Raw genomic sequence first — 26740 nt, 5'->3', positions numbered from 1 at the left:
TGTCGCCGTAGACTTGCTGAAAAAAACGACAGGAGACAGGTATGTCGCTCTGGTTTACTCACCCTCTGTTCCTGCCCTCGATCATTGTTGGCATCACCATCGTGCTCTGGGCCACCTCCCTTCTACCAGAATTTATTACCGCGCTGCTCTTCTTTACCGCAGCGATGACCGCCAAAATCGCGCCGCCTGAGGTTATTTTTGGCGGTTTCGCTTCGTCGGCCTTCTGGCTGGTTTTCAGTGGATTTGTGCTTGGTGTCGCTATCCGCAAAACCGGTCTGGCAGACAGGGCGGCGAGAGCACTCTCGACTAAATTGACCGACTCCTGGATGCTGATGGTAGCGAGCGTGGTGCTATTAAGTTATGCGCTGGCGTTCGTGATGCCCTCCAACATGGGCCGTATTGCGCTGCTGATGCCTATTGTGGCGGCGATGGCGAAGCGCGCGGGGATTGCAGACGGTTCACGAGCATGGTTTGGCCTGGCGCTGGCGGTGGGCTTTGGTACCTTCCAGCTTTCGGCGACCATCCTGCCTGCTAACGTGCCGAACCTGGTAATGAGCGGCGCGGCGGAGGGATCGTATGGCATCCACCTCAACTATGTGCCGTATCTGCTACTGCATACTCCGGTGCTTGGCATTCTGAAAGGAGTGATTCTGATCGGCCTCATTTGCTGGCTGTTCCCCGGTGCGCCAAAGCCGCCCCAGGATCTGGCGCCGTCAGAGCCCATGGGACGAGATGAGAAGCGCCTGGCATGGCTACTGGCAGCTGTACTGGTGATGTGGGTAAGCGAGAGCTGGCACGGCATTGGGCCCGCCTGGACCGGGCTGGCGGCGGCCGTGATCGTGATGCTTCCGCGTGTTGGTTTTATCACCGGTGAAGAGTTTTCTGCCGGAGTGAATATGCGCACCTGCATCTATGTGGCGGGTATCCTGGGTCTGGCGATCACCGTCACTCAAACCGGTATCGGCAACGCGGTCGGCGAGGCGCTATTGCAGGTGATGCCGCTGGACAAAGAGAGCCCCTTCACCAGCTTCCTGGCGCTGACGGGCATTACTACCGCGTTGAACTTTATCATGACCGCTAACGGCGTTCCTGCGCTCTATACCACCCTGGCGCAGAGTTTCTCAGATGCCACCGGCTTTCCGCTGCTGTCGGTGATTATGATCCAGGTGCTGGGCTACTCCACGCCGCTGCTGCCGTATCAGGCGTCGCCGATTGTGGTTGCGATGGGGCTGGGAAAAGTGCCGGCAAAGGCGGGGATGTTGCTCTGTATTGCGCTGGCGTTGGCAACCTGGCTGATTCTGCTGCCGCTGGATTATCTGTGGTTTAGCCTGCTGGGGAAAATCTAGGTTTCCTCTCCCCGTTTGGGGAGAGGAAAAAGGCTTTTAGGCCTGTTTTGCTGCTTCAGCCGCTTTCACGATCACTGCGAAGGCGTCTGCTTTCAGAGAGGCTCCGCCAACCAGCGCACCGTCGATATCCGGCTGGGTGAACAGCTCTGCCGCATTCGCTGCGTTCACGGAACCGCCGTACTGAATGATTACCTGGTCAGCGATTTTCGCATCGGCTTTGGCAATGTGGTCGCGAATGAATTTGTGAACTGCCTGAGCCTGTGCAGGCGTTGCGGATTTGCCAGTACCGATCGCCCAGACTGGCTCGTAAGCGATAACCGCGCCTTCAAAGGCCGCTGCGCCCTGGGTTTTCAGCACCGCGTCGATCTGACGTGCGCAAACTTCTTCAGTTTTGCCCGCTTCGTTTTCTGCTTCGGTTTCGCCGATGCACAGAACCGGAATCAGACCCTGCTCTTTCAGCACAGCGAATTTCTTAGCGATAAACTCATCAGACTCTTTGTGATAGGTACGACGCTCAGAGTGGCCAATGATGATGTATTTCGCGCCGATATCTTTCAGCATTTCAGCGGACGTTTCACCGGTGAATGCGCCAGACAGGTTAACGTCAACGTTCTGCGCGCCCAGCACGATATGGCTGCCGTCAGCAGCGCGTTTAGCCAGGTCCAGATACATATCCGGCGGAGCGATTGCAACAGCACAGCCGGTCACGCCAGCCAGCTCTGTACGCAGGTTAGCAACCAGTTCGTTTACCATGTGGCGGCTGCCGTTCAGTTTCCAGTTACCCATCACTAAAGGATGTCGCATTTCAATTCTCCACGCTTAGTCAGCGAATTAAGGAATATGGCCACCCTTCCGGGCAGCATGGTCTGTGAATCAGTATAGAGATTTTCACCCGAAAGGCTTTGCTTTTCGTCATTAATTAGCCCCGCCAAGAGACTCAGATAACGCCAGCTTAATCGGTTCAACGGCGAAGGTCAGGCCTTTTTCACCGTTATCTGCCACAACATAGCGAACCGCGCCCTCTGTCTCGGCGTAATAGCGTTTACTCTTGCCGGCGGTGAGTAGCTTTTGCAATTTTTGCTGACTCTGAATTTTGGTCAGCGCCGGGGTAAAGGCCCGCAGTATGGCACTCATGTATTCCAGCGCTTTCGCTTTTGCCGCCTTCTGCTCTGGCCCCTGAATGGGAAGCCAGGTCACCTGCATACTTTTGATTTTCAGCGTACCGCGTTCCAGCGCCGTGGAAGCGTACAGGTTCTCGTTTATCTTGCTGGCAGCACGGGTGAGATTGGGCGTATCGCGCGCACCATCGATGGCGCGAAATTCATTGAGCGGCAGCTTAGGATTGTTGCTATTAAAGGTTTCGCGGAACTGGCTAATGGACTGATCAAAAGAGGGCGCCCCAGGCATGACATAGGGTGCAGTCGCGGGCGCAGGGGTTTGGGCAGCGCGTACGGAGAAGCCCGCGCTAAGCAGCGTTAAAGAGAGCCAAACAAGGTGAAACCACATCTTCATCGATAAAACCCCAAATTATTACTGCACACGATTAAAACGGTATCCGCCTGGCTTGTCAAAAAGATGCGGCTCCAGGTTAAACTACGCGTCGCGATAATAATCAGGAATCTTACATGACCCTACAGCAGTGGTTGTTCTCCTTCAAAGGGCGGATAGGCCGCCGTGATTTCTGGATCTGGATTGGCGCGTGGATTGCCGCCATGCTGATCTTATTTGCCGCAGCGTATAACGCCTGGCTGACGACCCAGACTGCGGCCTTTGCGCTGGTGTGCCTGCTCTGGCCTACGGCATCGGTGGTGGTAAAACGTCTGCACGATCGCGGTCGCTCTGGGCTATGGGCGTTGCTGGTGATACTGGCGTGGATGCTGTTGGCGGGAAACTGGTCGATGCTGCCGTCAATGTTACCCTGGGTGGTGGGGCGCCTGTTACCGACCATTCTCTTTGTAATGATCATTATCGACCTGGGCGCCTTTGTGGGCACCCAGAGCGAGAATAAGTATGGTAAAGAGACGCAGGACGTGAAGTTTCGCTGATTACCAGTAGTGTTCTGCGGTCATATGGCCCGGTCGGCGGCGAAGGTGTTTCGCCATCTGCCGGGTCTCTTTCAGTAATTGCTGGGTGTCGCGCACCATCTGCGGGTTGCCGCACAGCATCACATGGCTGGTTTCCGCCGTCATCGGCAGGCCAACGGCGTTCTCCAGTTCACCACTCTTGATTAACGCCGGTACGCGTCCGGTAAGCGAGCCTGCAACCGTTTCGCGGCTGACGACGGTCTGAATGGTTAACTTCCCTTCGTAGCGCTTTTGCAGCTCCTGCATCAGGGGTAAATAGCTCAAATCTGCGGCATAGCGAGCGGCATGCACCAGCACGATATTTTTGAAGCGCTCCAGATCCTGGCCGTACTGCAAAATAGAGAGATAAGGGCCGATGGCCGTGCCGGTTGCCAGCATCCATAGCGTGTCGCAGTCCGGGATCTCTTCGAGGACAAAGAAACCCGCCGCTTCACTCACAATCAGCACTTCATCGCCCGGTTTCAGCGCCGCGAGGCGAGGGCTTAGCTTGCCATCGGGCACGGTGACGAGATAGAACTCAAGGTCGGGATTGTCAGGCGCGTTAACGTAAGAATAGGCGCGCTGCACGCGTTCGCCGTCGATCTCCAGCCCCAGCTTGGCGAATTGCCCGGCCTTAAAGGGGTGAACAGGGGCATGAACGGTAAGACTAAATAGTGCATCGGTCCAGAACGTGTTCCTGGTGACTTTCGCTGTTACCCACTCCGCCATGGTCTTCTCCTGTGCAAATATCTGTCTTTATCTTCCTTCCTCATCGCGGAGATTTCCAGCCTGTTGCGGCTGGAAAGCTCGTTTGATCAAACGGTTTACAGAATGTGCGTCTGGACGTTTGGATCTTTGCGGTCGAGGTAATGAATAGATTGGATCCGGCGGATGGTGCGTGATTTACCGCGGATCAGCAGAGTTTCGGTTGTGGCCATATTGCCTTTGCGCGTTATGCCATCCAGCAGATCGCCTTTGGTAATGCCGGTTGCCGAGAAGATAACGTTGTCGTTGCGTGCCATGTCATCCAGCCGCAGTACGGCGTTGGCCTGGATGCCCATTGCGGCACAGCGGGCCAGCTCCTCTTCGCCGATACGGCGGTTCTCTTCAGTATCGCCCTTCACATCATGACGTGCCAGCAGGCGGCCCTGCATATCGCCATCCAGCGCGCGAATGACGGCTGCAGAGATGACCCCCTCCGGTGCGCCACCAATACCGTACATGACATCCACTTCGCTATCAGGCATGCAGGTAAGGATCGACGCGGCCACATCGCCATCCGGAATGGCAAAAACGCGCACGCCCAGCTGCTGTAGCTGCTTAATGGTGGCGTCGTGACGCGGTTTCGCGAGGATGGTGACGGTCAGTTCACTGAGAGATTTACCCAGCGCGGCGGCGACGTTACGCAGGTTATCTTCCAGCGGCAGATTGAGGTCAATGGCGCCTTTTGCTCCAGGACCCACAATCAGCTTTTCCATGTACATATCGGGCGCATTGAGAAACGAGCCCTTATCCCCCACGGCCAGCACAGCCAGCGCATTGGCCTGCCCCATGGCGGTCATGCGGGTGCCTTCAATCGGGTCGACGGCGATATCAACCGCGTCGCCATTGCCGGTACCGACCTTTTCGCCGATGTAGAGCATGGGCGCTTCGTCGATTTCGCCTTCGCCAATCACGATGGTGCCGTCGATGTTGACCTGGTTAAGTACAATGCGCATCGCGTGGACGGCAGCGCCGTCGGCGGTATTTTTGTCGCCACGGCCCAGCCATTTATAGCCTGCGAGCGCGGCAGCTTCGGTGACGCGGGAAAACTCGATAGCAAGTTCACGTTTCATGAGGGACTCGTACAATCAAAAGGAATTGCACGAAGTTTATCACAGAGTGGGAAGGGGGGCGGAGACCGGTGCGGTCTGCGCCCCTCACCCTGACCCTCTCCCGATGGGAGAGGGAATAGAGGATTACTCGTCGTGCTCTTCCCACGCCAGAGCGCGTTTCACCGCTTTTTTCCAGCCGCTGTAACGGTAGTTACGCTCGGTAGTTTCAATACCCGGGCGGAATTCACGTTCGATTACCGCTTTTTCTTGCAGCTCATCGAGGTTCTGCCAGAAGCCGACGGCCAGGCCTGCCAGATACGCCGCACCCAGCGCGGTCACTTCACGCACTTCCGGGCGCTCTACGCGGGTGCCGAGGATATCGGACTGGAACTGCATCAGGAAGTTGTTGGCAACCGCGCCGCCATCGACACGCAGCGCGTGCAGACGAATGCCGGAGTCAGCCTGCATCGCTTCCAGTACGTCGCGCGTCTGGTATGCAATGGACTCCAGCGTGGCACGAATAATGTGGTTCGAGTTCACGCCACGCGTCAGGCCGAAAATCGCACCGCGGGCATACGGATCCCAGTAAGGGGCGCCCAGCCCGGTAAATGCCGGCACCACGTACACGCCGTTGGTGTCTTTCACCTTGGTGGCGAAATATTCTGAGTCGAAGGCATCGCTGATGAGCTTCATTTCGTCACGCAGCCACTGAATGGATGCCCCTGCCATGAACACGGCCCCTTCCAGGGCGTAGTTCACTTCGCCGCGTGGACCGCAGGCGATGGTGGTCAGCAGGCCGTGCTCAGACTTCACCGCCTTCTCGCCGGTGTTCATCAGCATAAAGCAGCCGGTGCCGTAGGTGTTCTTCGCCATCCCTTCTTTGACGCACAGCTGGCCAAACAGCGCCGCCTGTTGGTCACCAGCAATGCCGGCGATAGGAATACGGGTGCCACCTTTACCGCCAATATTGGTCTGGCCGTACACTTCTGATGATTTACGCACCTGCGGCAGCATGGCGCGCGGGATATCCAGCGCATCCAGGAGCTTATCGTCCCAGTCCAGATCGTGAATGTTAAACAGCATGGTACGCGAGGCGTTGGTGTAGTCGGTAACGTGAACGCGCCCCTGGGTCATCTTCCAGATAAGCCAGGTATCGACGGTGCCGAACAGCAATTCACCGCGTTTTGCCCGCTCGCGTGAGCCTTCTACGTGATCCAGAATCCACTTCACCTTGGTGCCAGAGAAGTAAGGGTCAACCACCAAGCCGGTAGCGCTGCGGATGTACTCTTCCATGCCGTCGCGCTTCAGTTTTTCGCAGATCTCGGAGGTACGGCGGCACTGCCAGACGATGGCGTTATAAATCGGCTTACCGGTCTCGCGCTCCCAGACAATGGCAGTTTCGCGCTGGTTAGTAATGCCGATCGCGGCAATTTCATCGGAACTGATATCGGCTTTCGCCAGCACTTCTACCAGGGTAGAGCTTTGTGATGCCCAGATCTCCATCGGGTCGTGTTCCACCCAGCCTGGACGCGGGTAAATTTGTTCAAATTCGCGCTGTGAAACACTGACGATGTTCGCGTCATGATCCATTACGACAGCGCGGGAGCTGGTAGTGCCCTGGTCGAGCGCAACGATATATTTTTTGTCGGTCATGTTTAGAGTCCCGTAGTCAGATTACAGCGAAGCTTTTGATTCAGTAGCAGAGGCGGTGTCTTTCTCCTCAACTACGCAGGTGTCGCACGGCAGGTGGCGGCCAATCAGCTTACGATAGCCGAACGCCCCAAGAGAAGCCCCGACGATAGGGCCGAACAGCGGCACCAGGAAGTAAGGAATGTCTTTAGCACCGGTAAAGGCCACACTGCCCCAGCCCGCGAAGAAGGCGAAGGTTTTGGGTCCCAGATCGCGCGCCGGGTTCATGGCGAAGCCGGTCAGTGGCCCCATTGAGGCACCAATTACCGCAATTAACAAACCAATCAGCAGCGGTGCCAGCGGCCCGCGTGGAATGCCGTTGCCGTCATCACCCAGCGCCATAATGACGCCCATCAGAATAGCGGTAATCACCATTTCAACCGCGAAGGCCTGCACGAAATTAATGTGTGGGTTCGGATAAGTGGAGAAAATTCCCGCCAGATCGAGACTTTCGGCACTGCCGCGCACCATGTGGTGCGTCTGCTCGAAGTCGATGAAAAGATTGTAATAAAGCCCGTAAACTAATGCCGCTGCGCAAAACGCGCCGGCAAATTGCGAAAGAATAAACGGAGCCACTTTGCGTCCATCAAAGCACGCAAACAGCCACAGCGCGATGGTCACCGCCGGATTAAGATGTGCACCAGATACCCCTGCAGTCAGGTAAATGGCCATCGCCACACCCAGACCCCAGATAATACTGATTTCCCACTGCCCGAAACTGGCACCTGCCACTTTCAGTGCAGCGACGCATCCCACTCCGAAGAAAATCAACAACCCGGTACCAAGGAACTCGGCAATGCACTGGCCTTTTAAGGTTGATGTTTCACTCATAATCGGATCCTGAAGAATAATTAATGGTTATTGTTAGCGCGGTCAGCTTAGCGCTGACCACCATGTCCTGTAGACACAGTGTTAATTTATCGTTAACGAGCAAAAACGAGAAATATCGAACTTAAAATGTGTGTGCTGCGTCAATAAAATGAGCGTTTTCGCGCCATGAAGCGCATTTAAGGATAAGTCTGGTGTATGAGACGGACCATTTTGTTAACTAAAGTATTAACAATTAAGGGGTAAGTGACGCGAATGCACCAGGACGAGGCCGAAAAGTGTGTCAAACCGCGATCTACGCGGCTTGCCGCTGGACAGGGGCGACGGCGCTCCATACAATCGGAACATATGTCTTGCGCGTTTACATTGAAGCGTCGCCTTGCAATTCAGGAGAGGTAGGATCATGTCTTTAGAAGTGTTTGAGAAACTGGAATCGAAAGTACAGCAGGCGATTGACACCATCACGCTGCTGCAGATGGAAATTGAAGAGCTGAAAGAAAAAAACAACGCGCTGGCGCAGGATGTTCAGGCTGCACAGCACGGTCGTGAAGAGCTGGAGCGTGAAAACAACCAGCTGCGCGAACAGCAGAGTGGCTGGCAGGATCGTCTGCAGGCACTGCTGGGACGTATGGAAGAAGTGTAATTCCGAATTCGTACAAAAGGCACGCTAAATGCGTGCCTTTTGTATTTTATCGAAATAGATTCGCTTGATACGACAACTCACACGGAACGCGAGATGACGAAACGAAGCGATATTATTGATAACACTGACAGATATATCACCCGGGAATCTCAGTACGGTCTCATTTATACGGAAAATTTAGGGTGGATCGATTTGGGGCACGCCAATCCCGCTGGAGCCGAACGTTTATGGCAACAAATGACGATGCGGCGCGGTGGAGATAATGAATGGTTTGAAGTGACCTACCATCAGAGTATGTCGAAAAAATGGTGGGGGGCTCAGTCTACTACAGGTATATACCGAGGCTTCTTAGTGAGAAGAGGGCTGAGTGACAGGGTATTAAAGGGGGTCGCGTTATCCATCTTTAGGAGTACTTCACATCAGTTTGAGTCATTACAGGCCTTTTGGCCTTATGTCGTCATAACCGACAGCGGATACAGTGCAGAGGATTTAGTTTCCAATCTGTTCGGCTTTTGCCAGGCAGTGGACTACACGGATTACACTTCTTTTCTTCATATCTGTCCCAAAGAGCAGGCATGGCGTATCTGGGATTATTATGGTCCAGTTGGACAGTTTAAGAATAAAAGCGTGCTCCCTTTACTTTTCCCTGACCCTGCCGATACAAGCTGTACACACCAACCCTACTCTGGGAGCCTGCCGGCTTTTATGTCATTGATCGAGCCAGTGGCCGATCCCCATATCATTCGTGAATTGCGCATATGAAGAAATATTTCCTTATTTTAACGTTCTCTGCGCTGGCGATGCTTTATTGTCTTTTAATGACGCGTTCCTTCATGGATGAGGAATACACGCAACGAGATTTTCTTCAATATTATTTATTAACACCTGAACCGCTCAGGCAGGCACCCAGGCTTGCATCGCACTGGTATTTCACCCGTCACGCCGATGAGGGAAGTGGCTTGCAGATCAGTACGCTTACGTTTACGGATATTGAAGGGGATAAAATCCAGTCGATAGCTGAAAAGCTCAACGCTTATATTGATAGCTATCCCGACCGTCGTGTTCAGATGGGGATTGCTGTCGAGGAGCGGAAGGGAACGTATGAAATTCGTATCACCCATTATGAATCGGGTGAGGAAAAATAAAAGAAAAAGGCCATCCGGTTTGCCGATGGCCTTTTTCGTTACTCAATATCCAGGGCATCCTCAGAAAGGATAATCCCGGTATTGTCGGCATACAGATGATCGCCAGAGAAGAAGGTGACGCCGCCGAAATTGACGCGTACATCGCTTTCGCCGATGCCATCACCCGCTGCCCCCACCGGAATGGCGGCGATAGCCTGGATGCCGATATCTAGGTCTTCCAGATCGTCCACCTGGCGCACGGAGCCGTAGACCACAATCCCTTCCCATTCGTTCTGCGTAGCAAGACGCGCCAGGTCGGCATCGATTAACGCACGACGCACGGAGCCACCGCCATCGACCAGCAGAATGCGGCCACGGCCGTTCTGTTCGAGCAGATCATACAGCAACCCGTTGTCCTCGAAACATTTCACCGTAATGATTTGACCGCCGAATGACGACCGTCCACCAAAATTGGAGAACAGGGGTTCCACGACGTTGACATCTTCCTGATAGATGTCGCAAAGCTCGGAGGTATCGTATTTCATAGGCTTAACGCTCTGTTGCTGCGAGTGATTTCAGTATATCGCGCGAAAGGCATTGTTGGCAAAATCATCAATTGTTAATTGATATTTGTCAGTTAACTCAGCGTCTGACTGAGCACAATACCGATAACGAACAACAGGTTAGTCAGCAACGCCCCTTTTACGGTACGTTCGAGCATCGGGGGCATGGCCTCTGCACGTTGTTCGCGCATGACATAACGCGCCTGTTTAATCAGCAGCGGCGCCGCCAGAATAAACAGCCAGCCCCACACGCTCTGCAGCGAAATCAGGTTGAATAACGCCAGGCAACCCAGCGCGCCGATCAGCAGGCAGGCGTGGTAGCGACGGGCATTCACCGGGCCTAAACGCACCGCCAGGGTGTTTTTGCCGTTCACGCGGTCGCTGTCGATATCACGCAGGTTATTAATATTCAGCACTGCCGTCGCCAGCAGGCCGCAGGCGGTCGCCGGCAGGAACAGCGCAGGAATCAGCGTATGAGCCTGCAGATACCAGCTGCCCATTACGCTCAGCCAGCCGAAAAAGACCAGCACTGAAATATCGCCCAGACCAATGTAGCCATAAGGTCGGGTGCCGACCGTGTAGGTAATGGCCGCGATAATGGCGAGCAAACCTAACACCAGAAAGCCGATAAAATCGCTAAAGGTTTTTGATGCAACCGAAACCAGCGCCAGCCCGGACAGACAAATCAGCACCACGGTGATAATCAGGGCTCGCTTCATCTGTTCCTGAGTAATGACCCCTTTCTGCATGCCGCGCAAAGGTCCGATACGATCGGGTTTGTCGCTGCCTTTTACGGCATCGCCATAGTCGTTGGCGAGGTTAGAGAGAATTTGCAGTAAGCCAGCGGTAATCAACGCCAGCAAGGCAACAAGAGGATCAAAATGACCCTGCCACCACGCGAGGGCCGTGCCTACCACAATGGCAGCAAAGGCGAGGGGGAGAGTCTTTGGGCGCAGGCTTTCTAGCCAGGCTTGCGTACGGCTGATTTCAGTCATCGTTATTATGTGCCAATAAAAATGGGGCTTTTCAGCCCCATCGTTTGTGATGAAAATGCAATGAACGCGATTATAGGATAAAACGGCTCAGATCTTCATCTGCTACTAAAGCATCAAGGTGCTTACTCACATAGTCGGCATCAATGGTAATACTCTGACCATTGAGATCGCTGGCATCGTAAGAGATATCTTCCATCAGACGCTCCAGCACGGTATGCAGACGACGTGCACCGATGTTCTCGGTGGTTTCGTTCACCTGCCATGCGGCCTGAGCGATACGTTTGATACCGTCTTCGGTGAATTCGATATTCACCCCTTCGGTCGCCATCAGCGCCTTGTACTGTACGGTTACAGAGGCGTTAGGTTCGGTCAGGATGCGCTCGAAGTCCTCTGTGGTCAGCGCCTGCAGTTCTACACGGATTGGCAGACGACCCTGCAGTTCCGGGATCAGATCAGAGGGCTTCGCTACCTGGAATGCGCCGGAGGCGATAAACAGAATATGGTCGGTTTTCACCATGCCGTGCTTGGTGGAGACGGTGCAGCCTTCAACCAACGGCAGCAGGTCACGCTGTACGCCTTCGCGAGAAACATCCGGGCCGGAGGATTCGCCGCGCTTACAGATTTTATCGATCTCATCGATAAACACGATACCGTGCTGTTCAACGGCGTCGATCGCGTCCTGCTTCAGCTCTTCCGGGTTAACCAGTTTTGCCGCTTCTTCTTCAATCAGCAGCTTCATCGCATCTTTGATTTTCAGCTTACGCGGTTTTTGTTTCTGGCCGCCCAGGTTCTGGAACATAGACTGCAGCTGGCTGGTCATCTCTTCCATGCCTGGTGGAGACATGATTTCAACGCCCATCGGTGCCGCAGCGAGATCGATTTCAATCTCTTTGTCATCCAGCTGGCCTTCGCGCAGTTTTTTACGGAATGCCTGGCGTGCTGCAGAGGGCTCCTGAGGCTGTTCTGCCTGGCCCCAGTTGTTCTTCGCCGGTGGGATCAGGACGTCGAGAACACGCTCTTCGGCCATCTCTTCGGCGCGATAACGGTTTTTCTCGATGGACTGCACGCGCACCATTTTAATCGCAGAGTCGGTCAGATCGCGGATGATGGAATCCACTTCTTTACCTACGTAGCCCACCTCGGTGAACTTGGTCGCTTCGACTTTGATAAACGGCGCATTGGCCAACTTTGCCAGACGACGAGCGATTTCGGTTTTACCGACACCGGTCGGGCCGATCATCAGAATGTTTTTTGGGGTCACTTCGTGGCGCAGATCTTCGTCAAGCTGCATACGGCGCCAGCGGTTACGCAGGGCAATCGCCACGGAGCGCTTAGCGTTGTCCTGGCCAATAATGTGTTTGTTCAGTTCGCTGACAATTTCGCGTGGGGTCATTTCAGACATGGGCGATCCTTACGCTTTAGACGGTAATTCTTCAATGGTGTGGTTGTGGTTGGTATAAATGCAGATATCACCTGCAATATCCAACGCCTTCACAGCGATATCGCGCGCGTTCATGTCGGTGTTTTCCAACAGTGCGCGGGCTGCGGCCTGGGCATACGGACCGCCAGAGCCGATAGCAATCAGATCATTTTCTGGCTGCACGACGTCACCGTTACCGGTGATGATCAGCGACGCGTTTTCATCCGCCACTGCCAGCAGCGCTTCAAGCTTGCGCAGCATACGATCGGTACGCCAGTCTTTCGCCAGCTCAACGGCGGCTTTCACCAGATGACCCTGGTGCATTTCCAGTTTACGTTCGAACAGCTCGAACAGCGTGAAGGCATCCGCAGTACCGCCCGCAAAACCGGCGATCACTTTGTCGTTATACAGACGGCGAACTTTTTTCACGTTGCCCTTCATGACGGTATTACCCAGCGTGGCCTGGCCATCACCGGCAATCACCACCTGGCCGTTACGGCGTACACTTACTATTGTTGTCACGAGCAGACCCCCTGGTTACAAATTCGGGAAACAGATGCCCTGAGCCAGTGCTCAGGGCTGAATAGAATGATAGATGGGGGAGATTTTGGGGGTTTCAACCCCCGGATGCGAGTCGGATACAGTTTGTGTGGCCCGCGACTTTCAGACGGGAAATGGTGCCATCGGCATTTTCTTTGCCTTTCACCGGGCCGATTACCACGCGATTCCAGCCGTTATTGGTGGTGATGCGTGAATCAAATCCTTCAAACGCCAGCTGGGCACGCACGGTTTCCGCCTGCTCTGCCCCTTTAAACGAACCACACTGTACCATCCAGCGACGTTCATCTTTTTTCTCAGCCGTTTGCTTCGGCGCCTCGGTCTCTTTGGTAACCGGTGCGGCCTGCTGCGTTTTCGGCTGCTGTGCGGTGGTATGCGCCGGTGTTTGCAGCAAATCCTGATACGGCTGGGCCGCTTGCTTTTGCGGCTGCGCTTTTGGCTGCTGGGCAGGTTGCGTCTGTACCGTGCGCGTTTGCTGCTGCGGCTGCTGATAAGGCTGTTCCGTCACGCGCGGCTGCGTGCGAGGCTGCTGTACCGGCTGGGTTTGCGACCACTGCTGCTGTTGTTGCTGCTGGACCTGAGCCTGACGCTGACGCTGCAACGTTTGCTGACGCTGCGCGGGCGTTTGTTCATTCCACGGGACTTCGTTCAGCTGCGTTGGCTGCTGGCGCATGTCGGCCTGCATCTGAGCCAATAGCTGACGCTGTTCGTTCGTGAGCTGATCGGCGTTCTTCACCTCCCCTCCGGCGGAGGGTTCGGTTGGCGCACGCACGCCTGGCTGGCGACTTTCCAGCTCTTTGATATAACGCCAGCGCTCTTCAGGTTTTGGCGGCAGGCCGTTTCCGGCGACTTTGCTGCCCTGAAGCGCCTCAGTCTCTTCTTTTTTATGATGCGTAATAAAGTACAGGCCGCCAATAAAAGCCACCACGGCAGCCGCGGCAATTGCGATCATCGCAGGCGAGACAGCAGGCAGGTTCCGTTGCTGTTTCTTTGGGCTACTCTTTTTGCGTCGCGAAGGTGCCGGCTGGCCGCGACGTACATAATCTCGTTGTGCCACTATCGTTTCGCTGTATTTATTCGTTTGTCAGCCCGTCATGTTACTTAAGCGACGGGCCTTTGACCAGATAAGGGAGTCTGATTTACGTCAGCGCCCGCGTAGAACCGCGAACGATCAATTCGCAATCCAGTAAACGCGATCCACTGCTGACCGTCTGGCCGTTCAGCTGATCGAGCAGCAGAAGCATCGCTTCACGGCCAATCTCAAAGCGAGGTTGGGCCACGGTTGAGAGCGGCGGATCGCAAAACTCAGACAAGGAGATGTTATCAAAACCGATGATGGAGAGATCCTGAGGCACCCGCAGACCCTGGCGTTTGGCACAGGATAGCACCCCCAGCGCCATCACATCGCTATGGCAGAAGACCGCAGTTGGCGGTTCCGGCAGCGCCAGCAGCGTCTCTAACGCCAGCCCGCCAGCGGCAAAGGTAAAATCGCCGCGGGCGATGTAGTGGGGATCCACCGTTGCGCCCGCACGGCGCAGCGCCTGGACGTATCCCTGCAGGCGGTAGTGACACAGCGGCATCTCTTCTGGCCCGGCGATGCAGCCAATGCGTTTATGCCCCAGCTCTTGCAGATAATTCACGGCATTAAAGGCGGCGGTGAGGTTATCAATGTGAACCGTCGGCAGCTCCAGTTCAGGCGCAAATTCATTAGCCATGACCATCGGCGGCAGATTGCGTTGCTCTTCGATGCTGGCATCGAAAGGCAAGCGTGAGCCGAGCAGTAACATGCCGTCGATCTGCTTGGTAATGATCAAATCGATAAAGGTCTTTTCCTGCTGATTTTGATGAGCACAATCGCCAATCAGCACCAGATAGCCTTTCGCCGCAGCGGTGACTTCAATACCGCGAATGATTTCGCTAAAGAAGGGATCGCAGATATCCGGCACGATGACCAGAATGGTGCGGGATTCGTTACGTTTGACGTTACGTCCCATTGCCTGAGGCAGATAACCTACCTCGAGAGCCGCCTGTTCTACGCGATTACGCGTAGATTGAGAGACTTTATCGGGGTTCATTAATGCGCGGGATACGGTTGCCGTCGAGACTTTCGCCTTCAGGGCAACATCTTTCATGGTCGCCGGAGCAACCTCTTTCCTGGACTTCAACGTCTTCTCCTCACAGGCGCATCACCGATCTACTGAATTACCCCATTTTTTATCAGATAGTTTATGGAATCGGTTACAGAATTTTCATAAAAAGTGTGATGCACATTGAATTTTACGATCCCCCTCTCATTGCGGTTCAGCTTTCGATGGGATCGACGTCCAGCATCCACTTCACTTTGCGCGCTTCAGGTAAGGTATTGATGAGCGCTAAGGTTCCGCTGACGATGTGCTGTAAGCGAATACGAGAGGGGTGCTGAAGCAAAATCTGCCAGCGATAGCGTCCGCCGCGTTTTGGCGCCAGGGCGGGTACCGGCCCGAGGATCCAGAGCTGATTGTCTACCAGCGGGCTGGCTTGCAACAGATTCCGTAGCTGCTGCAGGAACAGGGGAGCCTGCTGATTATTATGATCTTCTGCCCGGATAATGACATGGCTGGTCCATGGCGGTAACTGCAGCGATTGCCGCTCTGCCAGCGCCTGCTCGGCAAAGGCGTCGTAGCCCTTTTGCAGCAAGGTCTGCAGCAGCGGATGCTCGGGATGGTGAGTTTGCAGCACCACTTCGCCCTGTTTACCCGCACGTCCTGCACGTCCCGCCACCTGGGTGTACAGCTGGGCGAAGCGCTCCGCAGAGCGGAAATCCGCCGAGAAGAGGGCGCCATCCACGTCCAGCAGCGCAACCAGCGTCACGTCCGGGAAGTGGTGCCCCTTCGCCAGCATCTGGGTGCCGATCAAAATGCGGGCACCGCCGCGATGTACTTCGGCCAGGTGCTGCTCCAGCGCACCCTTACGGCTGGTGGTGTCCCGGTCAATGCGTGAGATAGGTACATTCGGGAAAAAGGGGCTGAGCGCCTGCTCAAGCTGCTCGGTGCCTAACCCTACCGGCACCATATGTGTGGAGCCGCAAGAGGGGCACTGGCGTGGTATTGGCCGCTGGCTATCGCAGTGGTGGCAGCGCAAATGATGCTGCGCCTGGTGCAGAGTATAGTAGTGGTCGCAGCGCGGGCACTCGGCGATCCAGCCGCAATCATGGCACAGCAGTGCCGGCGCAAAACCGCGACGGTTGAGAAACAGAATGACCTGGTTATCCGCCTGCAGATGTTGACGCATACGCGCGATCAGCGCTGGTGCTAATCCCGCCTGCACCTGCTGACCTTTTAAATCGAGCACATGCTGCGTCGCCGGTCGGGCATTCCCCGCGCGTCGGGTCAGGCGCAGCATATGGTACTTACGCTGGCGCACGTTATGCAGGGTTTCCAGCGCGGGCGTGGCGGAGCCAAGAATAATCGGGATCTGCTCACTATGGGCACGGTACACCGCCAGGTCGCGGGCGTGATAACGCCAGCCCTCTTGCTGTTTATAAGAGCTGTCGTGCTCTTCATCGATAACAATAACGCCCAGATTCTTAAAAGGGGTAAACAGAGAAGAGCGAGTACCAATAACAATCGCCGCTTCACCATTTTTCGCCTTCAGCCAGGCACTGAGACGCTCGCTGTCGTTCAGGCCGGAGTGCAACACTTCAACCGGCGCATTAAAACGCTCGCGAAAGCGGGCGATGGTTTGCGGCGTCAGGCCGATCTCCGGCACCATCACCAGCGCCTGCTTGCCCTGAGCAAGGACGTTCTCCAGTACGCTAAGATAAACTTCTGTTTTACCTGAGCCCGTTACGCCTGCCAGCAGCCATGAGGAGAAGCGATCCGATGCGCTATGAATAGCGCCTACCGCCGTCGCCTGCTCGGTATTAAGCCGCAGTCGATCACCCGCCACGGAAAAGCCGTTACGCCAGTCCTGAATGGCCGGGGCTTCACTTGCCAGTTCACACAGCCCTTTTTTACGCAGCGCTTGCAGTGCGGCGTCATTAAATTCCAGATCTTCTACCTGATGGCGCCAGATACGCCCCTGACGCAGTGCTGCCAACGCCTGCTGCTGTTTTGGCGAGCGCTTCAGGCTGTTGATATCCACCGCCTGACCCTGCTCGGTGGCAAACCAGTACCACTGAGGGGCATGGCGGGCATTTTTTCCCTGTCGTAGCAGGATCGGTAGCGCATGGAAGAGCACGTCCCCCAGCGGATGGTGGTAATAATCAGCGGCCCAGAGCAGTAACCGCCATACGCTGGCGGAGAAGACGGGTTCGTCGTCCAGCACCTCGACCACGCTTTTCAGTTCGCTTCTCGGCAGCTCACTTTGCTCACTGACTGAGACCACAATCCCTACCCGCTGCTGCTTACCGAACGGCACGTTCACGCGGCAGCCAGCCTGAGCAACCATGCCGTCGGGCAGCAGGTAATCAAAGGTGCGGGGAAGCGGAACGGGCAGGGCAACGTGAGCAACGGGCATCGAATCTTCCTGACTTGAAAAGTGGCGCGTTAGTATACACATTAGTGAAAGGCGGCGTGCGGATCAGTTTGCATCGCCTGGTTAAATTCTGTATGATTCGCCGCCTTTGGTGTACTTTACGCCAAAGAACTTACATTCAACATCGCGTGGTGTCTGGCGTTAGGGCTGGAAGAGCGACGCGGCCTTTACTGAGGTTCTCCCATGAAAAAAGATATTCACCCGAAATACGAAATGATTACTGCAAACTGCTCTTGCGGTAACGCTATCCAGATCCGCTCCACCGTGGGCCACGATCTGAACCTGGACGTGTGCGGTAAATGCCACCCGTTCTACACTGGTAAGCAGCGTGATGTTGCAACCGGTGGCCGTGTTGACCGCTTCAACAAGCGTTTCAGCATCCCGGGCGCGAAATAAGCTTCCAGAAGAAACCGCCTACGGGCGGTTTTTTTTATGCCTGCAATATACTGCCTGAATAATTAACTTCTTTTTATTTAAATTAAAAATCATTATTTTCCATTACTCTCTTTTTATATTTCCCATTCAAATATTTGGCTGGCTTATTCTTTAAAAGAGGGTGATATTCATCTCTGTTTTCTTGATCTCTCTGCCACGCATTTATTCTGGGTGTCCAAATATAAAAGGTTTCCCGCTTCGGGTAATTCTACACTTCGCTCGTGTCTTGTTTTTATTTTGCCATTTCTTAGCGATGGCATTCAGGATTGAATATAGACTTCGAGGGAATTGTTATGAAAATGAAGCCACTTTTATTACTGCTTCCATTTCTATCGTGCGCGGCGCAGGCAGGGTATGTAGATTACCGACACGAGTATTATGATGATGGACGTAACTACGACCGCGTGTACATGTCAAATCGCTTTGGAACGGGCTTTGGCGTGGCGGTCGAAGGTGTCGCGCGTTCTGATAATAAGCAGTCAAACGACGCGCTCAATAATATGGAAAGTAATAGCAGTGAATATACGGCGAGTTATCAGTTTGGCTGGCAAGGTTTACTCTGGCAACCGGGCATTGCCGTGGAGATGGGCGAAGATATGGCAATTTATAAGCCCTATTTACGCGTACAGTACGCTATAAATGAGAACTGGTGGACAGCATTTCGCTACCGTACGGAATATACGCGGCGTAATGCGCAGGGGCGAGATGACCGTATGGTTTATCGCCCAGAAATTTGGCTGGGTTATAATATCGATAATGTCATGCTCGAACTTAACGGACTCTATAAGTTCGCAGATAATGAAAATCTATATAATAATAAAAAAGAGGATTACGAATATAACTTCCGCGTGGCCTATAAAATAGATTCCTGGGTGCCCTTTGCAGAGGTGGGCAATGTCGCGTCCGGATACAACACGGCGACAACCGACGATCGTCAAACCCGTTTTCGTATGGGCTTAGGCTACAACTTCTAAGAAGCCATCCCGCTGAGTCGGCTCAGCGGGATCGCATTTTATCGTCAGGGCTGATTCAGCCTGGCTGCCTTAGTATTCCCACGTATCCGGGTCGATGCCCAGTTCACGCATGATCACCTTCGCCTCTTCCGGAATTTCATCACTGCGCTCTTTGCGCAGATCTTCATCGTTAGGCAAGGGCTGACCGGTAAACGCATGCAGGAACGCTTCGCACAGCAGTTCACTGTTAGTGGCGTGACGCAGGTTATTCACCTGACGACGCGTACGTTCATCGGTGAGGATCTTCAACACCTTCAGAGGAATGGAAACCGTAATTTTTTTTACTTGTTCACTCTTCTTACCGTGCTCAGCGTATGGGCTGATATATTCGCCGCTCCATTCAGCCATGAGATACCTTTAATCCTCTAAGTCATTAATATGAGGCCAACGCCGCAGCGACTGCCGGGGCCGGGGCCATAATCCCGCGTAGTTTACCGTAGAGACGCCGCTGTGACACGGATATTGCCTCTGCGTTATGCGCTAAAGCATATAATTTTAACGGCTATTTGCGTATTGCTCAATCTATACGCAAAGAAGTTTAGATGTCCAGATGTATTGACGTCCATATAATCAATGTTTACTCTGATGCCTGACTTTTCATCCATTAAGCCAGGAAGCCTTCACCATGACGCGTAAACAGGCCACCATTGCAGTGCGTAGCGGATTGAATGACGACGAGCAGTATGGCTGCGTCGTCCCGCCGATTCATCTCTCCAGTACCTATAACTTCACCGGATTTAATGAACCGCGCGCGCATGACTACTCGCGTCGTGGCAATCCTACGCGTGATGTCACCCAGCGTGCGCTGGCAGAACTGGAAGGCGGCGCCGGCGCGGTACTGACCAATACTGGCATGTCGGCTATTCATCTTGTCACCACGGTGTTCCTGAAACCTGGCGATCTGCTGGTGGCCCCGCACGACTGCTACGGCGGCAGTTACCGTCTGTTTGACAGCCTGGCAAAACGGGGTTGCTACCGCGTCTTGTTTGTCGATCAGGGGGATGAGCAGGCGCTAAAACAGGCGCTGGCAGAGAAGCCAAAGCTGGTTTTAGTGGAAAGTCCAAGCAATCCGCTGTTGCGCGTCGTCGATATTGCACAAATTTGTCAGCTCTCAAGGGATGCGGGAGCGATAACTGTAGTGGATAATACCTTCCTCAGTCCTGCGCTGCAGAATCCGTTAGCGCTGGGTGCGGACCTGGTATTGCATTCATGTACTAAATACCTGAACGGCCACTCTGACGTGGTCGCCGGGGTAGTGATTGCAAAGGATCCTGAGCTTGTCACCGAACTGGCATGGTGGGCGAATAACATCGGCGTCACCGGCAGTGCGTTTGACAGCTACCTGCTGCTGCGTGGACTGCGCACCCTGTCGCCGCGTATGGAAGTGGCGCAGCGTAATGCCCAGGCGATTGTCGATTTCCTGAAGACCCAGCCGCTGGTGAAAAAGCTCTATCACCCGTCGCTGCCGGAAAATCAGGGACACGAGATTGCGGCCCGTCAACAAAAGGGCTTTGGTGCGATGTTAAGTTTTGAACTGGATGGCGACGAGCAGACGCTGCGTCGCTTCCTGAGCGGGTTGTCACTGTTTACGCTGGCGGAATCATTAGGGGGCGTTGAAAGCTTAATCTCCCACGCCGCAACAATGACCCACGCTGGCATGGCGCCAGAAGCGCGTGCCGCCGCCGGGATCGCTGAGACGCTACTACGCATCTCAACCGGTATTGAAGATTGTGAAGATTTAATTGCCGATCTGGAAAATGGCTTCCGGGTCGCAGCCAAGGGGTAATCATGAGTGTGATAGCGCAGGCAGGGGCGAAGGGTCGTCAACTGCACAAGTTTGGTGGTAGTAGTCTTGCTGATGTGAAATGTTACCTGCGGGTCGCGGGGATCATGGCGGAATATTCGATGCCGGGGGACATGATGGTTGTCTCTGCGGCGGGCAGCACCACCAACCAGTTGATTAGCTGGCTGAAATTAAGCCAGACCGATCGTCTCTCTGCGCATCAGGTACAACAGTCATTACGCCGTTACCAGAGCGAACTGATCGCCGGTTTGCTGCCTGCTGAGGTGGCGGATGGCCTGATCAGTACCTTCATTCACGATCTTGAACGTCTGGCCGGCTTGCTGGATAGCGGCGTGACCGATGCGGTTTACGCTGAAGTGGTTGGCCACGGCGAGGTCTGGTCTGCGCGGCTGATGGCCGCCGTTCTGGAACAACAAGGTCTTGAAGCCGCCTGGCTTGATGCGCGTGACTTCCTGCGCGCCGAACGCGCTGCGCAGCCGCAGGTGGATGAAGGCTTGTCCTATCCGCTGCTGCAACAGTTGCTGGTACAGCATCCGGGTAAACGCATCGTCGTGACCGGTTTTATCAGCCGCAGCAACGCGGGCGAAACCGTGCTGCTGGGGCGTAACGGCTCTGACTATTCGGCAACCCAAATCGGTGCGCTGGCGGGGGTTAACCGCGTCACCATCTGGAGCGACGTCGCCGGCGTGTACAGTGCCGACCCGCGTAAAGTTAAAGATGCCTGTCTGCTGCCGCTTCTGCGTCTGGACGAAGCCAGCGAGCTGGCGCGTCTGGCCGCACCGGTTCTGCATGCGCGCACCCTGCAGCCGGTTTCCGGCAGCGATATCGATCTACAACTCCGTTGCAGCTACACCCCGGATCAGGGCTCTACCCGCATCGAACGCGTGCTGGCCTCCGGTACCGGCGCACGTATTGTGACCAGCCATGATGATATCTGCCTGATTGAGTTCCAGGTGCCGGCGGGACAGGACTTTAAGCTGGCGCATAAAGATATCGATCTGGTTCTGAAGCGTGCTCAGGTGCGTCCGCTGGCCGTTGGCGTGCATAACGACCGTCAGCTGCTGCAGTTCTGCTATACCGCAGAAGTGGCGGACAGCGCCTTAAAAATTCTGGATGAAGCAGGCCTGCCGGGCGAACTTCGTCTGCGTCAGGGGCTGGCGCTGGTAGCGATGGTCGGTGCGGGCGTCACCCGCAACCCGCTGCACTGCCACCGTTTCTGGCAGCAACTGAAAGGTCAGCCGGTGGAGTTCACCTGGCAGTCGGAAGAGGGCATCAGCCTGGTTGCCGTGCTGCGTAAAGGGCCGACCGAAAGTCTGATTCAGGGGCTACACACCTCGCTGTTCCGCGCGGAAAAGCGTATCGGCCTGGTACTGTTCGGCAAAGGTAACATCGGTTCTCGCTGGCTTGAGCTGTTTGCTCGCGAGCAGACGACTCTGTCGGCGCGTACCGGCTTCGAATTTGTGCTGGCGGGGGTGGTGGACAGCCGCCGTAGTTTACTGAACTACGAAGGGCTGGATGCCAGCCGGGCGCTCGCGTTCTTTAACGACGAAGCGGTCGAGCAGGATGAAGAGTCGCTCTTCCTGTGGATGCGAGCGCATCCGTATGACGATTTAGTGGTGCTGGACGTCACCGCCAGTGAGCAGTTGGCCGATCAGTACCTGGATTTTGCCAGCCACGGTTTCCACGTGATTAGCGCGAACAAACTGGCCGGGGCGAGCAATACCGATAAATATCGCCAAATCCACGATGCGTTTGAAAAAACGGGTCGCCACTGGCTTTATAACGCCACCGTGGGGGCCGGTTTGCCGGTGAACCACACGGTGCGTGATTTGATTGAAAGCGGCGACAGCATCCTGGCTGTCAGCGGCATCTTCTCCGGCACGCTCTCCTGGCTGTTCCTGCAGTTTGACGGTACCGTGCCCTTTACGGACCTGGTGGATCAGGCATGGCAGCAGGGGTTGACCGAACCGGATCCGCGCGTCGATCTCTCCGGGAAAGACGTGATGCGTAAACTGGTCATTGTGGCGCGCGAAGCGGGCTACGATATCGAACCCAGCGCCGTACGCGTCGAGTCGCTTGTGCCTGCAGGATGCGAGGAGGGCTCTGTCGATCACTTCTTCGAGAACGGTGACGAGCTGAACGCGCAAATGGTGCAACGTCTGGAAGCCGCGCGTGAGATGGGGCTGGTGCTGCGCTACGTGGCGCGCTTCGATGCCAACGGTAAAGCCCGCGTCGGGGTAGAAGCCGTGCGTCCGGAGCATCCGCTGGCGGCGCTGCTGCCATGTGATAACGTCTTTGCCATTGAAAGCCGCTGGTATCGCGATAACCCACTGGTGATCCGTGGGCCTGGCGCGGGGCGCGATGTCACCGCTGGTGCCATTCAGTCAGATATCAACCGTCTGGCGCAGCTGCTGTAGTCTTGCTGGTTCTCTCCCCGCCCGGGGAGGGAGCCGTCTTCTCCCTCTCCCTGAGGGAGAGGGCCGGGGTGAGGGCGGACAGACCGCACCCAAACCCCACCATGAACTCCCTTCATCTCCCCTGAGTATTCCTCACCGTCAATGATGATTATTTCTGTTGACGCCACTCCACTTTTCCGTCATTTTTACATCTGGACGTCTAAACGTATAGAAGTTCACAGCATAACAAACAACCACACGCGATTGATGAGGTAAGGTATGAGCTTTTTTCACGCCAACCAGCGGGAAGCCCTGAATCAGAGCCTGGCAGAAGTAAATGGCCAGATTAATGTCTCTTTTGAATTTTTCCCGCCGCGCACCAGTGAAATGGAGCAAACCCTGTGGGCCTCTATCGATCGCCTTAGCAGCCTGAAGCCTAAGTTTGTCTCCGTAACCTACGGGGCTAACTCCGGTGAGCGTGACCGTACGCACAGCATCATCAAAGGCATTAAAGAGCAAACCGGTCTGGAAGCCGCTCCGCACCTGACCTGCATCGACGCCACCCGCGAAGAACTGAGTGCGATTGCCAGAGATTACTGGAACAACGGTATTCGTCATATCGTTGCCCTGCGCGGCGATCTCCCGCCGGGAAGCGGTAAACCCGAGATGTACGCGACCGATCTGGTTGCCTTACTGAAAGAGGTCGGTGATTTTGATATCTCCGTTGCGGCTTATCCGGAAGTGCATCCGGAAGCGAAAAGCGCCCAGGCGGACCTGCTGAACCTGAAGCGCAAAGTGGATGCTGGTGCCAGTCGTGCCATCACTCAGTTCTTTTTCGATGTAGAGAGTTATTTGCGCTTTCGTGACCGCTGCGTCTCTGCGGGTATCGACGTTGAAATCATTCCGGGCATTCTGCCGGTCTCTAACTTTAAACAGGCGAAGAAATTTGCCGACATGACCAACGTGCGCATTCCACACTGGATGTCCAAAATGTACGAAGGTCTGGATGACGATGCAGAAACCCGCAAGCTGGTGGGGGCAAGTATCGCTATGGATATGGTGAAGATCTTGAGCCGGGAAGGGGTAAAAGACTTCCACTTCTATACCCTGAACCGTGCAGAGATGAGTTACGCCATCTGCCACACGCTGGGCGTTCGTCCGGCGTGATCTTTAAAATATCCCAATAGTTTGCAGGGTTTTTAAGCGAGCGATAAGTTAAAAGGAATTAACTATCGAATCTGTGGATCAATTCAACTATCTCTCATCGCTGGTGGTGTATATCGTAACGGTAACACTCTAAAGGGAGCACAGCGATGAGCACGTCAGACGATACTAATAAAGCGTCATCTATGGGTAAATGCCCGTTCCATCAGGGCGGCGTTGACCATAGCGCGGGTGCGGGCACGGGCAATAAAGAATGGTGGCCGAAACAACTCCGCATCGATCTTCTTAATCAGCACTCCAGTCGTTCGAACCCTTTGGGTGAAGATTTCGACTACCGCAAAGAATTTAGCAAACTTGATTACTCTGCCCTGAAAGGCGATCTCAAAGCGCTGTTAACCGACTCTCAACCCTGGTGGCCTGCCGACTGGGGTAGCTACGCGGGACTCTTTATTCGCATGGCCTGGCACGGTGCAGGTACCTATCGTTCTGTTGACGGACGTGGCGGCGCCGGACGTGGCCAGCAGCGCTTTGCGCCGCTGAACTCCTGGCCGGATAACGTCAGCCTGGATAAAGCGCGCCGCCTGCTGTGGCCAATCAAACAAAAATATGGCCAGAAAATCTCCTGGGCCGATCTCTTTATCCTCGCCGGGAACGTGGCGCTGGAGAATTCCGGCTTCCGTACCTTCGGTTTTGGTGCCGGGCGTGAAGACGTCTGGGAGCCGGATCTGGATGTGAACTGGGGTGATGAAACGGCCTGGCTCAAGCACCGTGACCCGGAAGCACTGGCGAAGCGCCCATTAGCGGCGACAGAAATGGGGCTGATTTACGTTAACCCGGAAGGGCCAAATGCCAGCGGTGACCCGCTGTCAGCGGCGGCGGCTATTCGCGCGACCTTTGGCAACATGGGGATGAACGATGAAGAGACCGTCGCGCTGATTGGCGGGGGGCACACGCTGGGTAAAACCCACGGCGCCGGGGAAGCCACGCACGTGGGCACCGATCCTGAGGCGTCCCCAATCGAAGCGCAGGGCCTGGGGTGGACCAGCACGCACGGCACCGGTATTGGCGCAGACGCTATTACCTCCGGGCTGGAGGTCATCTGGTCACAAACACCGACCCAGTGGAGCAACTACTTCTTCGAGAACTTATTCAAATATGAGTGGGTGCAGACCCGCAGCCCGGCAGGGGCGATCCAGTTTGAAGCTGTCGACGCACCGGATGTGATGCCGGACCCGTTCGACCCGTCGAAAAAGCGCAAACCAACCATGCTGGTAACCGATCTGACCCTGCGCTTTGATCCGGAATTCGAGAAAATTTCCCGTCGCTTCCTGAACGATCCGCAGGCCTTTAACGAAGCGTTCGCGCGGGCGTGGTTCAAACTGACGCACCGCGACATGGGGCCGATTTCACGTTACCTCGGACCGGAAGTGCCGAAAGAAGAGCTTATCTGGCAGGATCCCCTGCCGAAGCCGATCTATAGCCCGACCCAGGAAGATATCAACGCCCTGAAGGCAGAGATTGCCGCTTCGGGTCTCCCGGTGAGCGAACTGGTCTCCGTGGCCTGGGCCTCGGCGTCCACCTTCCGCGGTGGTGATAAACGCGGCGGTGCGAACGGTGCACGCCTGGCGCTGGCTCCGCAGCGCGACTGGGATGTGAACGCCGCAGCGGTGCGTGCCTTACCGGCGCTGGAAGCCATCCAGCGCAATGCGAATAAAGCGTCGCTGGCCGATATCATCGTGCTGGCGGGTGTGGTGGGCGTTGAGCAGGCTGCGAAAGCGGCGGGCGTTTACGTTACCGTGCCGTTTACGCCGGGCCGCGTGGATGCTCGTCAGGATCAGACGGATATCGAGATGTTTAACCTGCTCGAACCGATTGCCGACGGCTTCCGTAACTATCGTGCGCAGGTTGATGTTTCCACCACCGAGTCCCTGCTGATTGATAAAGCGCAGCAGCTGACCCTAACGGCGCCGGAAATGACCGCACTGGTAGGCGGCCTGCGCGTGCTGGGCGCCAACTTCGACGGCAGCAAAAACGGTGTCTTTACCGATCGTCCGGGCGTGCTCAGCAATGACTTCTTCGTTAACCTGCTGGATATGGGGACACAGTGGAAAGCGACCGACGACTCTAACGAGCTGTTTGCCGGCAGCGACCGCGCCAGTGGCGAGGTGAAATATACCGCCTCACGCGCGGACCTGGTGTTCGGCTCAAACGCCGTACTGCGCGCGCTGGCAGAAGTTTACGCCAGCAGCGATGGTCACGAGAAGTTTGTGAACGACTTCGTGGCGGCCTGGGGACGCGTCATGAACCTTGACCGTTTCGATCTGCAGTAAACCGACGTCATAAAAAAATCCCCGCTTCGGCGGGGATTTT

25 protein-coding genes are annotated in these 26740 nt (G+C 55.2%); 11 read left to right on the top strand and 14 right to left on the bottom strand.

Annotated features, from left to right (window positions below; all coding sequences use genetic code 11):
* Positions 1 to 41: 41 nt before the first annotated feature.
* Positions 42 to 1346 carry an SLC13 family permease gene (locus tag B3511_RS01715; protein WP_207292637.1) on the top strand — a complete coding sequence of 435 codons (1305 nt, stop codon included), beginning with the start codon at positions 42 to 44 and terminating at the stop codon, positions 1344 to 1346.
* A gap of 36 nt (positions 1347 to 1382) precedes the next feature.
* Here the strand turns inward: B3511_RS01715 and tpiA are convergent, their stop codons facing one another.
* Together tpiA and B3511_RS01705 are read right to left on the bottom strand one after the other, a co-directional pair.
* Positions 1383 to 2150, bottom strand: coding sequence for a triose-phosphate isomerase (gene tpiA, locus B3511_RS01710; protein WP_286772224.1), 768 nt, complete (start codon positions 2148 to 2150; stop codon positions 1383 to 1385).
* A gap of 111 nt (positions 2151 to 2261) precedes the next feature.
* Positions 2262 to 2858 carry a DUF1454 family protein gene (locus B3511_RS01705; protein WP_207292636.1) on the bottom strand — a complete coding sequence of 199 codons (597 nt, stop codon included), beginning with the start codon at positions 2856 to 2858 and terminating at the stop codon, positions 2262 to 2264.
* A 113-nt stretch (positions 2859 to 2971) separates the two neighbouring features.
* Here B3511_RS01705 and B3511_RS01700 point away from each other — a divergent pair, with 113 nt between their 5' ends.
* Complete coding sequence (locus tag B3511_RS01700; RefSeq protein ID WP_040078013.1) at positions 2972 to 3391, top strand: DUF805 domain-containing protein; 420 nt, start codon at positions 2972 to 2974, stop codon at positions 3389 to 3391.
* Here B3511_RS01700 and fpr read toward each other — a convergent pair whose 3' ends face one another.
* The 4 genes from fpr to B3511_RS01680 all read right to left on the bottom strand — a co-directional run bounded on the left by fpr (position 3392) and on the right by B3511_RS01680 (position 7743).
* Positions 3392 to 4138 (bottom strand): ferredoxin--NADP(+) reductase, encoded by a 747-nt coding sequence (fpr, locus tag B3511_RS01695; protein WP_040078014.1) that lies wholly within the window; start codon positions 4136 to 4138, stop codon positions 3392 to 3394.
* A gap of 95 nt (positions 4139 to 4233) precedes the next feature.
* Positions 4234 to 5244: a class II fructose-bisphosphatase gene (gene glpX, locus B3511_RS01690; RefSeq protein ID WP_212478592.1), complete on the bottom strand. Its 1011-nt coding sequence runs from the start codon at positions 5242 to 5244 to the stop codon at positions 4234 to 4236.
* A gap of 123 nt (positions 5245 to 5367) precedes the next feature.
* Positions 5368 to 6876 carry a glycerol kinase GlpK gene (gene glpK / locus B3511_RS01685; RefSeq protein ID WP_040078016.1) on the bottom strand — a complete coding sequence of 503 codons (1509 nt, stop codon included), beginning with the start codon at positions 6874 to 6876 and terminating at the stop codon, positions 5368 to 5370.
* Between the two features lie 21 nt (positions 6877 to 6897).
* Positions 6898 to 7743 (bottom strand): MIP/aquaporin family protein, encoded by an 846-nt coding sequence (locus B3511_RS01680; protein ID WP_040078017.1) that lies wholly within the window; start codon positions 7741 to 7743, stop codon positions 6898 to 6900.
* Between the two features lie 400 nt (positions 7744 to 8143).
* Here B3511_RS01680 and zapB point away from each other — a divergent pair, with 400 nt between their 5' ends.
* The 3 genes from zapB to B3511_RS01665 all read left to right on the top strand — a co-directional run bounded on the left by zapB (position 8144) and on the right by B3511_RS01665 (position 9528).
* On the top strand, positions 8144 to 8383 hold the full coding sequence (zapB, locus tag B3511_RS01675; RefSeq protein WP_040078018.1) for a septal ring assembly protein ZapB: 240 nt from the start codon (positions 8144 to 8146) through the stop codon (positions 8381 to 8383).
* Positions 8384 to 8476: 93 nt separating this feature from the next.
* A complete protein-coding gene (locus tag B3511_RS01670) occupies positions 8477 to 9145 on the top strand; it encodes a hypothetical protein (protein WP_286772222.1) in 669 nt (222 codons plus the stop codon).
* The gene (locus tag B3511_RS01665) at positions 9142 to 9528 is read left to right on the top strand and encodes a hypothetical protein (protein WP_286772221.1); all 387 of its coding nucleotides are present in this window, start codon (positions 9142 to 9144) and stop codon (positions 9526 to 9528) included. Before B3511_RS01670 ends, B3511_RS01665 begins: the two co-directional genes overlap by 4 nt.
* 38 nt (positions 9529 to 9566) lie before the next feature.
* Here B3511_RS01665 and rraA read toward each other — a convergent pair whose 3' ends face one another.
* The 7 genes from rraA to priA all read right to left on the bottom strand — a co-directional run bounded on the left by rraA (position 9567) and on the right by priA (position 17540).
* Entirely contained in the window at positions 9567 to 10052 is a 486-nt protein-coding gene (gene rraA / locus B3511_RS01660) for a ribonuclease E activity regulator RraA (RefSeq protein WP_046886212.1), read from the bottom strand.
* Between the two features lie 92 nt (positions 10053 to 10144).
* A complete protein-coding gene (gene menA / locus B3511_RS01655; RefSeq protein WP_207293890.1) occupies positions 10145 to 11071 on the bottom strand; it encodes a 1,4-dihydroxy-2-naphthoate polyprenyltransferase in 927 nt (308 codons plus the stop codon).
* Positions 11072 to 11135: 64 nt separating this feature from the next.
* Positions 11136 to 12467 carry an HslU--HslV peptidase ATPase subunit gene (hslU, locus tag B3511_RS01650; RefSeq protein WP_040078025.1) on the bottom strand — a complete coding sequence of 444 codons (1332 nt, stop codon included), beginning with the start codon at positions 12465 to 12467 and terminating at the stop codon, positions 11136 to 11138.
* A gap of 9 nt (positions 12468 to 12476) precedes the next feature.
* Positions 12477 to 13007 carry an ATP-dependent protease subunit HslV gene (gene hslV / locus B3511_RS01645; protein ID WP_003862036.1) on the bottom strand — a complete coding sequence of 177 codons (531 nt, stop codon included), beginning with the start codon at positions 13005 to 13007 and terminating at the stop codon, positions 12477 to 12479.
* Between the two features lie 94 nt (positions 13008 to 13101).
* Positions 13102 to 14100 (bottom strand): cell division protein FtsN, encoded by a 999-nt coding sequence (gene ftsN / locus B3511_RS01640; protein WP_286772211.1) that lies wholly within the window; start codon positions 14098 to 14100, stop codon positions 13102 to 13104.
* A gap of 82 nt (positions 14101 to 14182) precedes the next feature.
* A complete protein-coding gene (gene cytR, locus B3511_RS01635; RefSeq protein ID WP_286772210.1) occupies positions 14183 to 15208 on the bottom strand; it encodes a DNA-binding transcriptional regulator CytR in 1026 nt (341 codons plus the stop codon).
* Between the two features lie 136 nt (positions 15209 to 15344).
* Positions 15345 to 17540 carry a primosomal protein N' gene (gene priA / locus B3511_RS01630; RefSeq protein ID WP_286772209.1) on the bottom strand — a complete coding sequence of 732 codons (2196 nt, stop codon included), beginning with the start codon at positions 17538 to 17540 and terminating at the stop codon, positions 15345 to 15347.
* A gap of 201 nt (positions 17541 to 17741) precedes the next feature.
* Between priA and rpmE the strand changes: the two genes are divergently transcribed.
* Together rpmE and B3511_RS01620 are read left to right on the top strand one after the other, a co-directional pair.
* Entirely contained in the window at positions 17742 to 17954 is a 213-nt protein-coding gene (gene rpmE, locus B3511_RS01625) for a 50S ribosomal protein L31 (protein WP_040078031.1), read from the top strand.
* 332 nt (positions 17955 to 18286) lie between these two features.
* Complete coding sequence (locus B3511_RS01620; protein ID WP_046886217.1) at positions 18287 to 18967, top strand: oligogalacturonate-specific porin KdgM family protein; 681 nt, start codon at positions 18287 to 18289, stop codon at positions 18965 to 18967.
* Between the two features lie 69 nt (positions 18968 to 19036).
* Here B3511_RS01620 and metJ read toward each other — a convergent pair whose 3' ends face one another.
* On the bottom strand, positions 19037 to 19354 hold the full coding sequence (gene metJ, locus B3511_RS01615) for a met regulon transcriptional regulator MetJ (RefSeq protein ID WP_007369220.1): 318 nt from the start codon (positions 19352 to 19354) through the stop codon (positions 19037 to 19039).
* A 277-nt stretch (positions 19355 to 19631) separates the two neighbouring features.
* On the opposite strand from metJ, the gene metB reads away from it, so the two are divergent.
* The 4 genes from metB (at position 19632) to katG (ending at position 26700) form a co-directional block, all read left to right on the top strand.
* Entirely contained in the window at positions 19632 to 20792 is a 1161-nt protein-coding gene (gene metB / locus B3511_RS01610) for a cystathionine gamma-synthase (RefSeq protein WP_040078034.1), read from the top strand.
* Between the two features lie 2 nt (positions 20793 to 20794).
* Entirely contained in the window at positions 20795 to 23227 is a 2433-nt protein-coding gene (locus tag B3511_RS01605) for a bifunctional aspartate kinase/homoserine dehydrogenase II (protein ID WP_046886218.1), read from the top strand.
* Between the two features lie 258 nt (positions 23228 to 23485).
* Positions 23486 to 24373 carry a methylenetetrahydrofolate reductase gene (gene metF, locus B3511_RS01600; RefSeq protein ID WP_040078036.1) on the top strand — a complete coding sequence of 296 codons (888 nt, stop codon included), beginning with the start codon at positions 23486 to 23488 and terminating at the stop codon, positions 24371 to 24373.
* A gap of 146 nt (positions 24374 to 24519) precedes the next feature.
* Positions 24520 to 26700, top strand: a complete 2181-nt coding sequence (gene katG, locus B3511_RS01595; protein ID WP_286772206.1) for a catalase/peroxidase HPI — start codon at positions 24520 to 24522, stop codon at positions 26698 to 26700.
* Positions 26701 to 26740 lie beyond the last annotated feature (40 nt).

Source organism: Leclercia sp. UBA1284 (assembly GCF_002308415.1).
Lineage (GTDB): Bacteria > Pseudomonadota > Gammaproteobacteria > Enterobacterales > Enterobacteriaceae > Enterobacter > Enterobacter pneumoniae.
Note: the sequence above shows the minus strand (reverse complement) of the source record. Positions and strands in the feature narration are given on the sequence as shown.

Coding starts and splice junctions, on each gene's coding strand:
- B3511_RS01715 (WP_207292637.1), top strand. CDS start 42: ATGTCGCTCTGGTTTACTCACCCTCTGTTCCTGCCCTCGATCATTGTT.
- tpiA (WP_286772224.1), bottom strand. CDS start 2,150: ATGCGACATCCTTTAGTGATGGGTAACTGGAAACTGAACGGCAGCCGC.
- B3511_RS01705 (WP_207292636.1), bottom strand. CDS start 2,858: ATGAAGATGTGGTTTCACCTTGTTTGGCTCTCTTTAACGCTGCTTAGC.
- B3511_RS01700 (WP_040078013.1), top strand. CDS start 2,972: ATGACCCTACAGCAGTGGTTGTTCTCCTTCAAAGGGCGGATAGGCCGC.
- fpr (WP_040078014.1), bottom strand. CDS start 4,138: ATGGCGGAGTGGGTAACAGCGAAAGTCACCAGGAACACGTTCTGGACC.
- glpX (WP_212478592.1), bottom strand. CDS start 5,244: ATGAAACGTGAACTTGCTATCGAGTTTTCCCGCGTCACCGAAGCTGCC.
- glpK (WP_040078016.1), bottom strand. CDS start 6,876: ATGACCGACAAAAAATATATCGTTGCGCTCGACCAGGGCACTACCAGC.
- B3511_RS01680 (WP_040078017.1), bottom strand. CDS start 7,743: ATGAGTGAAACATCAACCTTAAAAGGCCAGTGCATTGCCGAGTTCCTT.
- zapB (WP_040078018.1), top strand. CDS start 8,144: ATGTCTTTAGAAGTGTTTGAGAAACTGGAATCGAAAGTACAGCAGGCG.
- B3511_RS01670 (WP_286772222.1), top strand. CDS start 8,477: ATGACGAAACGAAGCGATATTATTGATAACACTGACAGATATATCACC.
- B3511_RS01665 (WP_286772221.1), top strand. CDS start 9,142: ATGAAGAAATATTTCCTTATTTTAACGTTCTCTGCGCTGGCGATGCTT.
- rraA (WP_046886212.1), bottom strand. CDS start 10,052: ATGAAATACGATACCTCCGAGCTTTGCGACATCTATCAGGAAGATGTC.
- hslU (WP_040078025.1), bottom strand. CDS start 12,467: ATGTCTGAAATGACCCCACGCGAAATTGTCAGCGAACTGAACAAACAC.
- priA (WP_286772209.1), bottom strand. CDS start 17,540: ATGCCCGTTGCTCACGTTGCCCTGCCCGTTCCGCTTCCCCGCACCTTT.
- rpmE (WP_040078031.1), top strand. CDS start 17,742: ATGAAAAAAGATATTCACCCGAAATACGAAATGATTACTGCAAACTGC.
- B3511_RS01620 (WP_046886217.1), top strand. CDS start 18,287: ATGAAAATGAAGCCACTTTTATTACTGCTTCCATTTCTATCGTGCGCG.
- metJ (WP_007369220.1), bottom strand. CDS start 19,354: ATGGCTGAATGGAGCGGCGAATATATCAGCCCATACGCTGAGCACGGT.
- metB (WP_040078034.1), top strand. CDS start 19,632: ATGACGCGTAAACAGGCCACCATTGCAGTGCGTAGCGGATTGAATGAC.
- B3511_RS01605 (WP_046886218.1), top strand. CDS start 20,795: ATGAGTGTGATAGCGCAGGCAGGGGCGAAGGGTCGTCAACTGCACAAG.
- metF (WP_040078036.1), top strand. CDS start 23,486: ATGAGCTTTTTTCACGCCAACCAGCGGGAAGCCCTGAATCAGAGCCTG.
- katG (WP_286772206.1), top strand. CDS start 24,520: ATGAGCACGTCAGACGATACTAATAAAGCGTCATCTATGGGTAAATGC.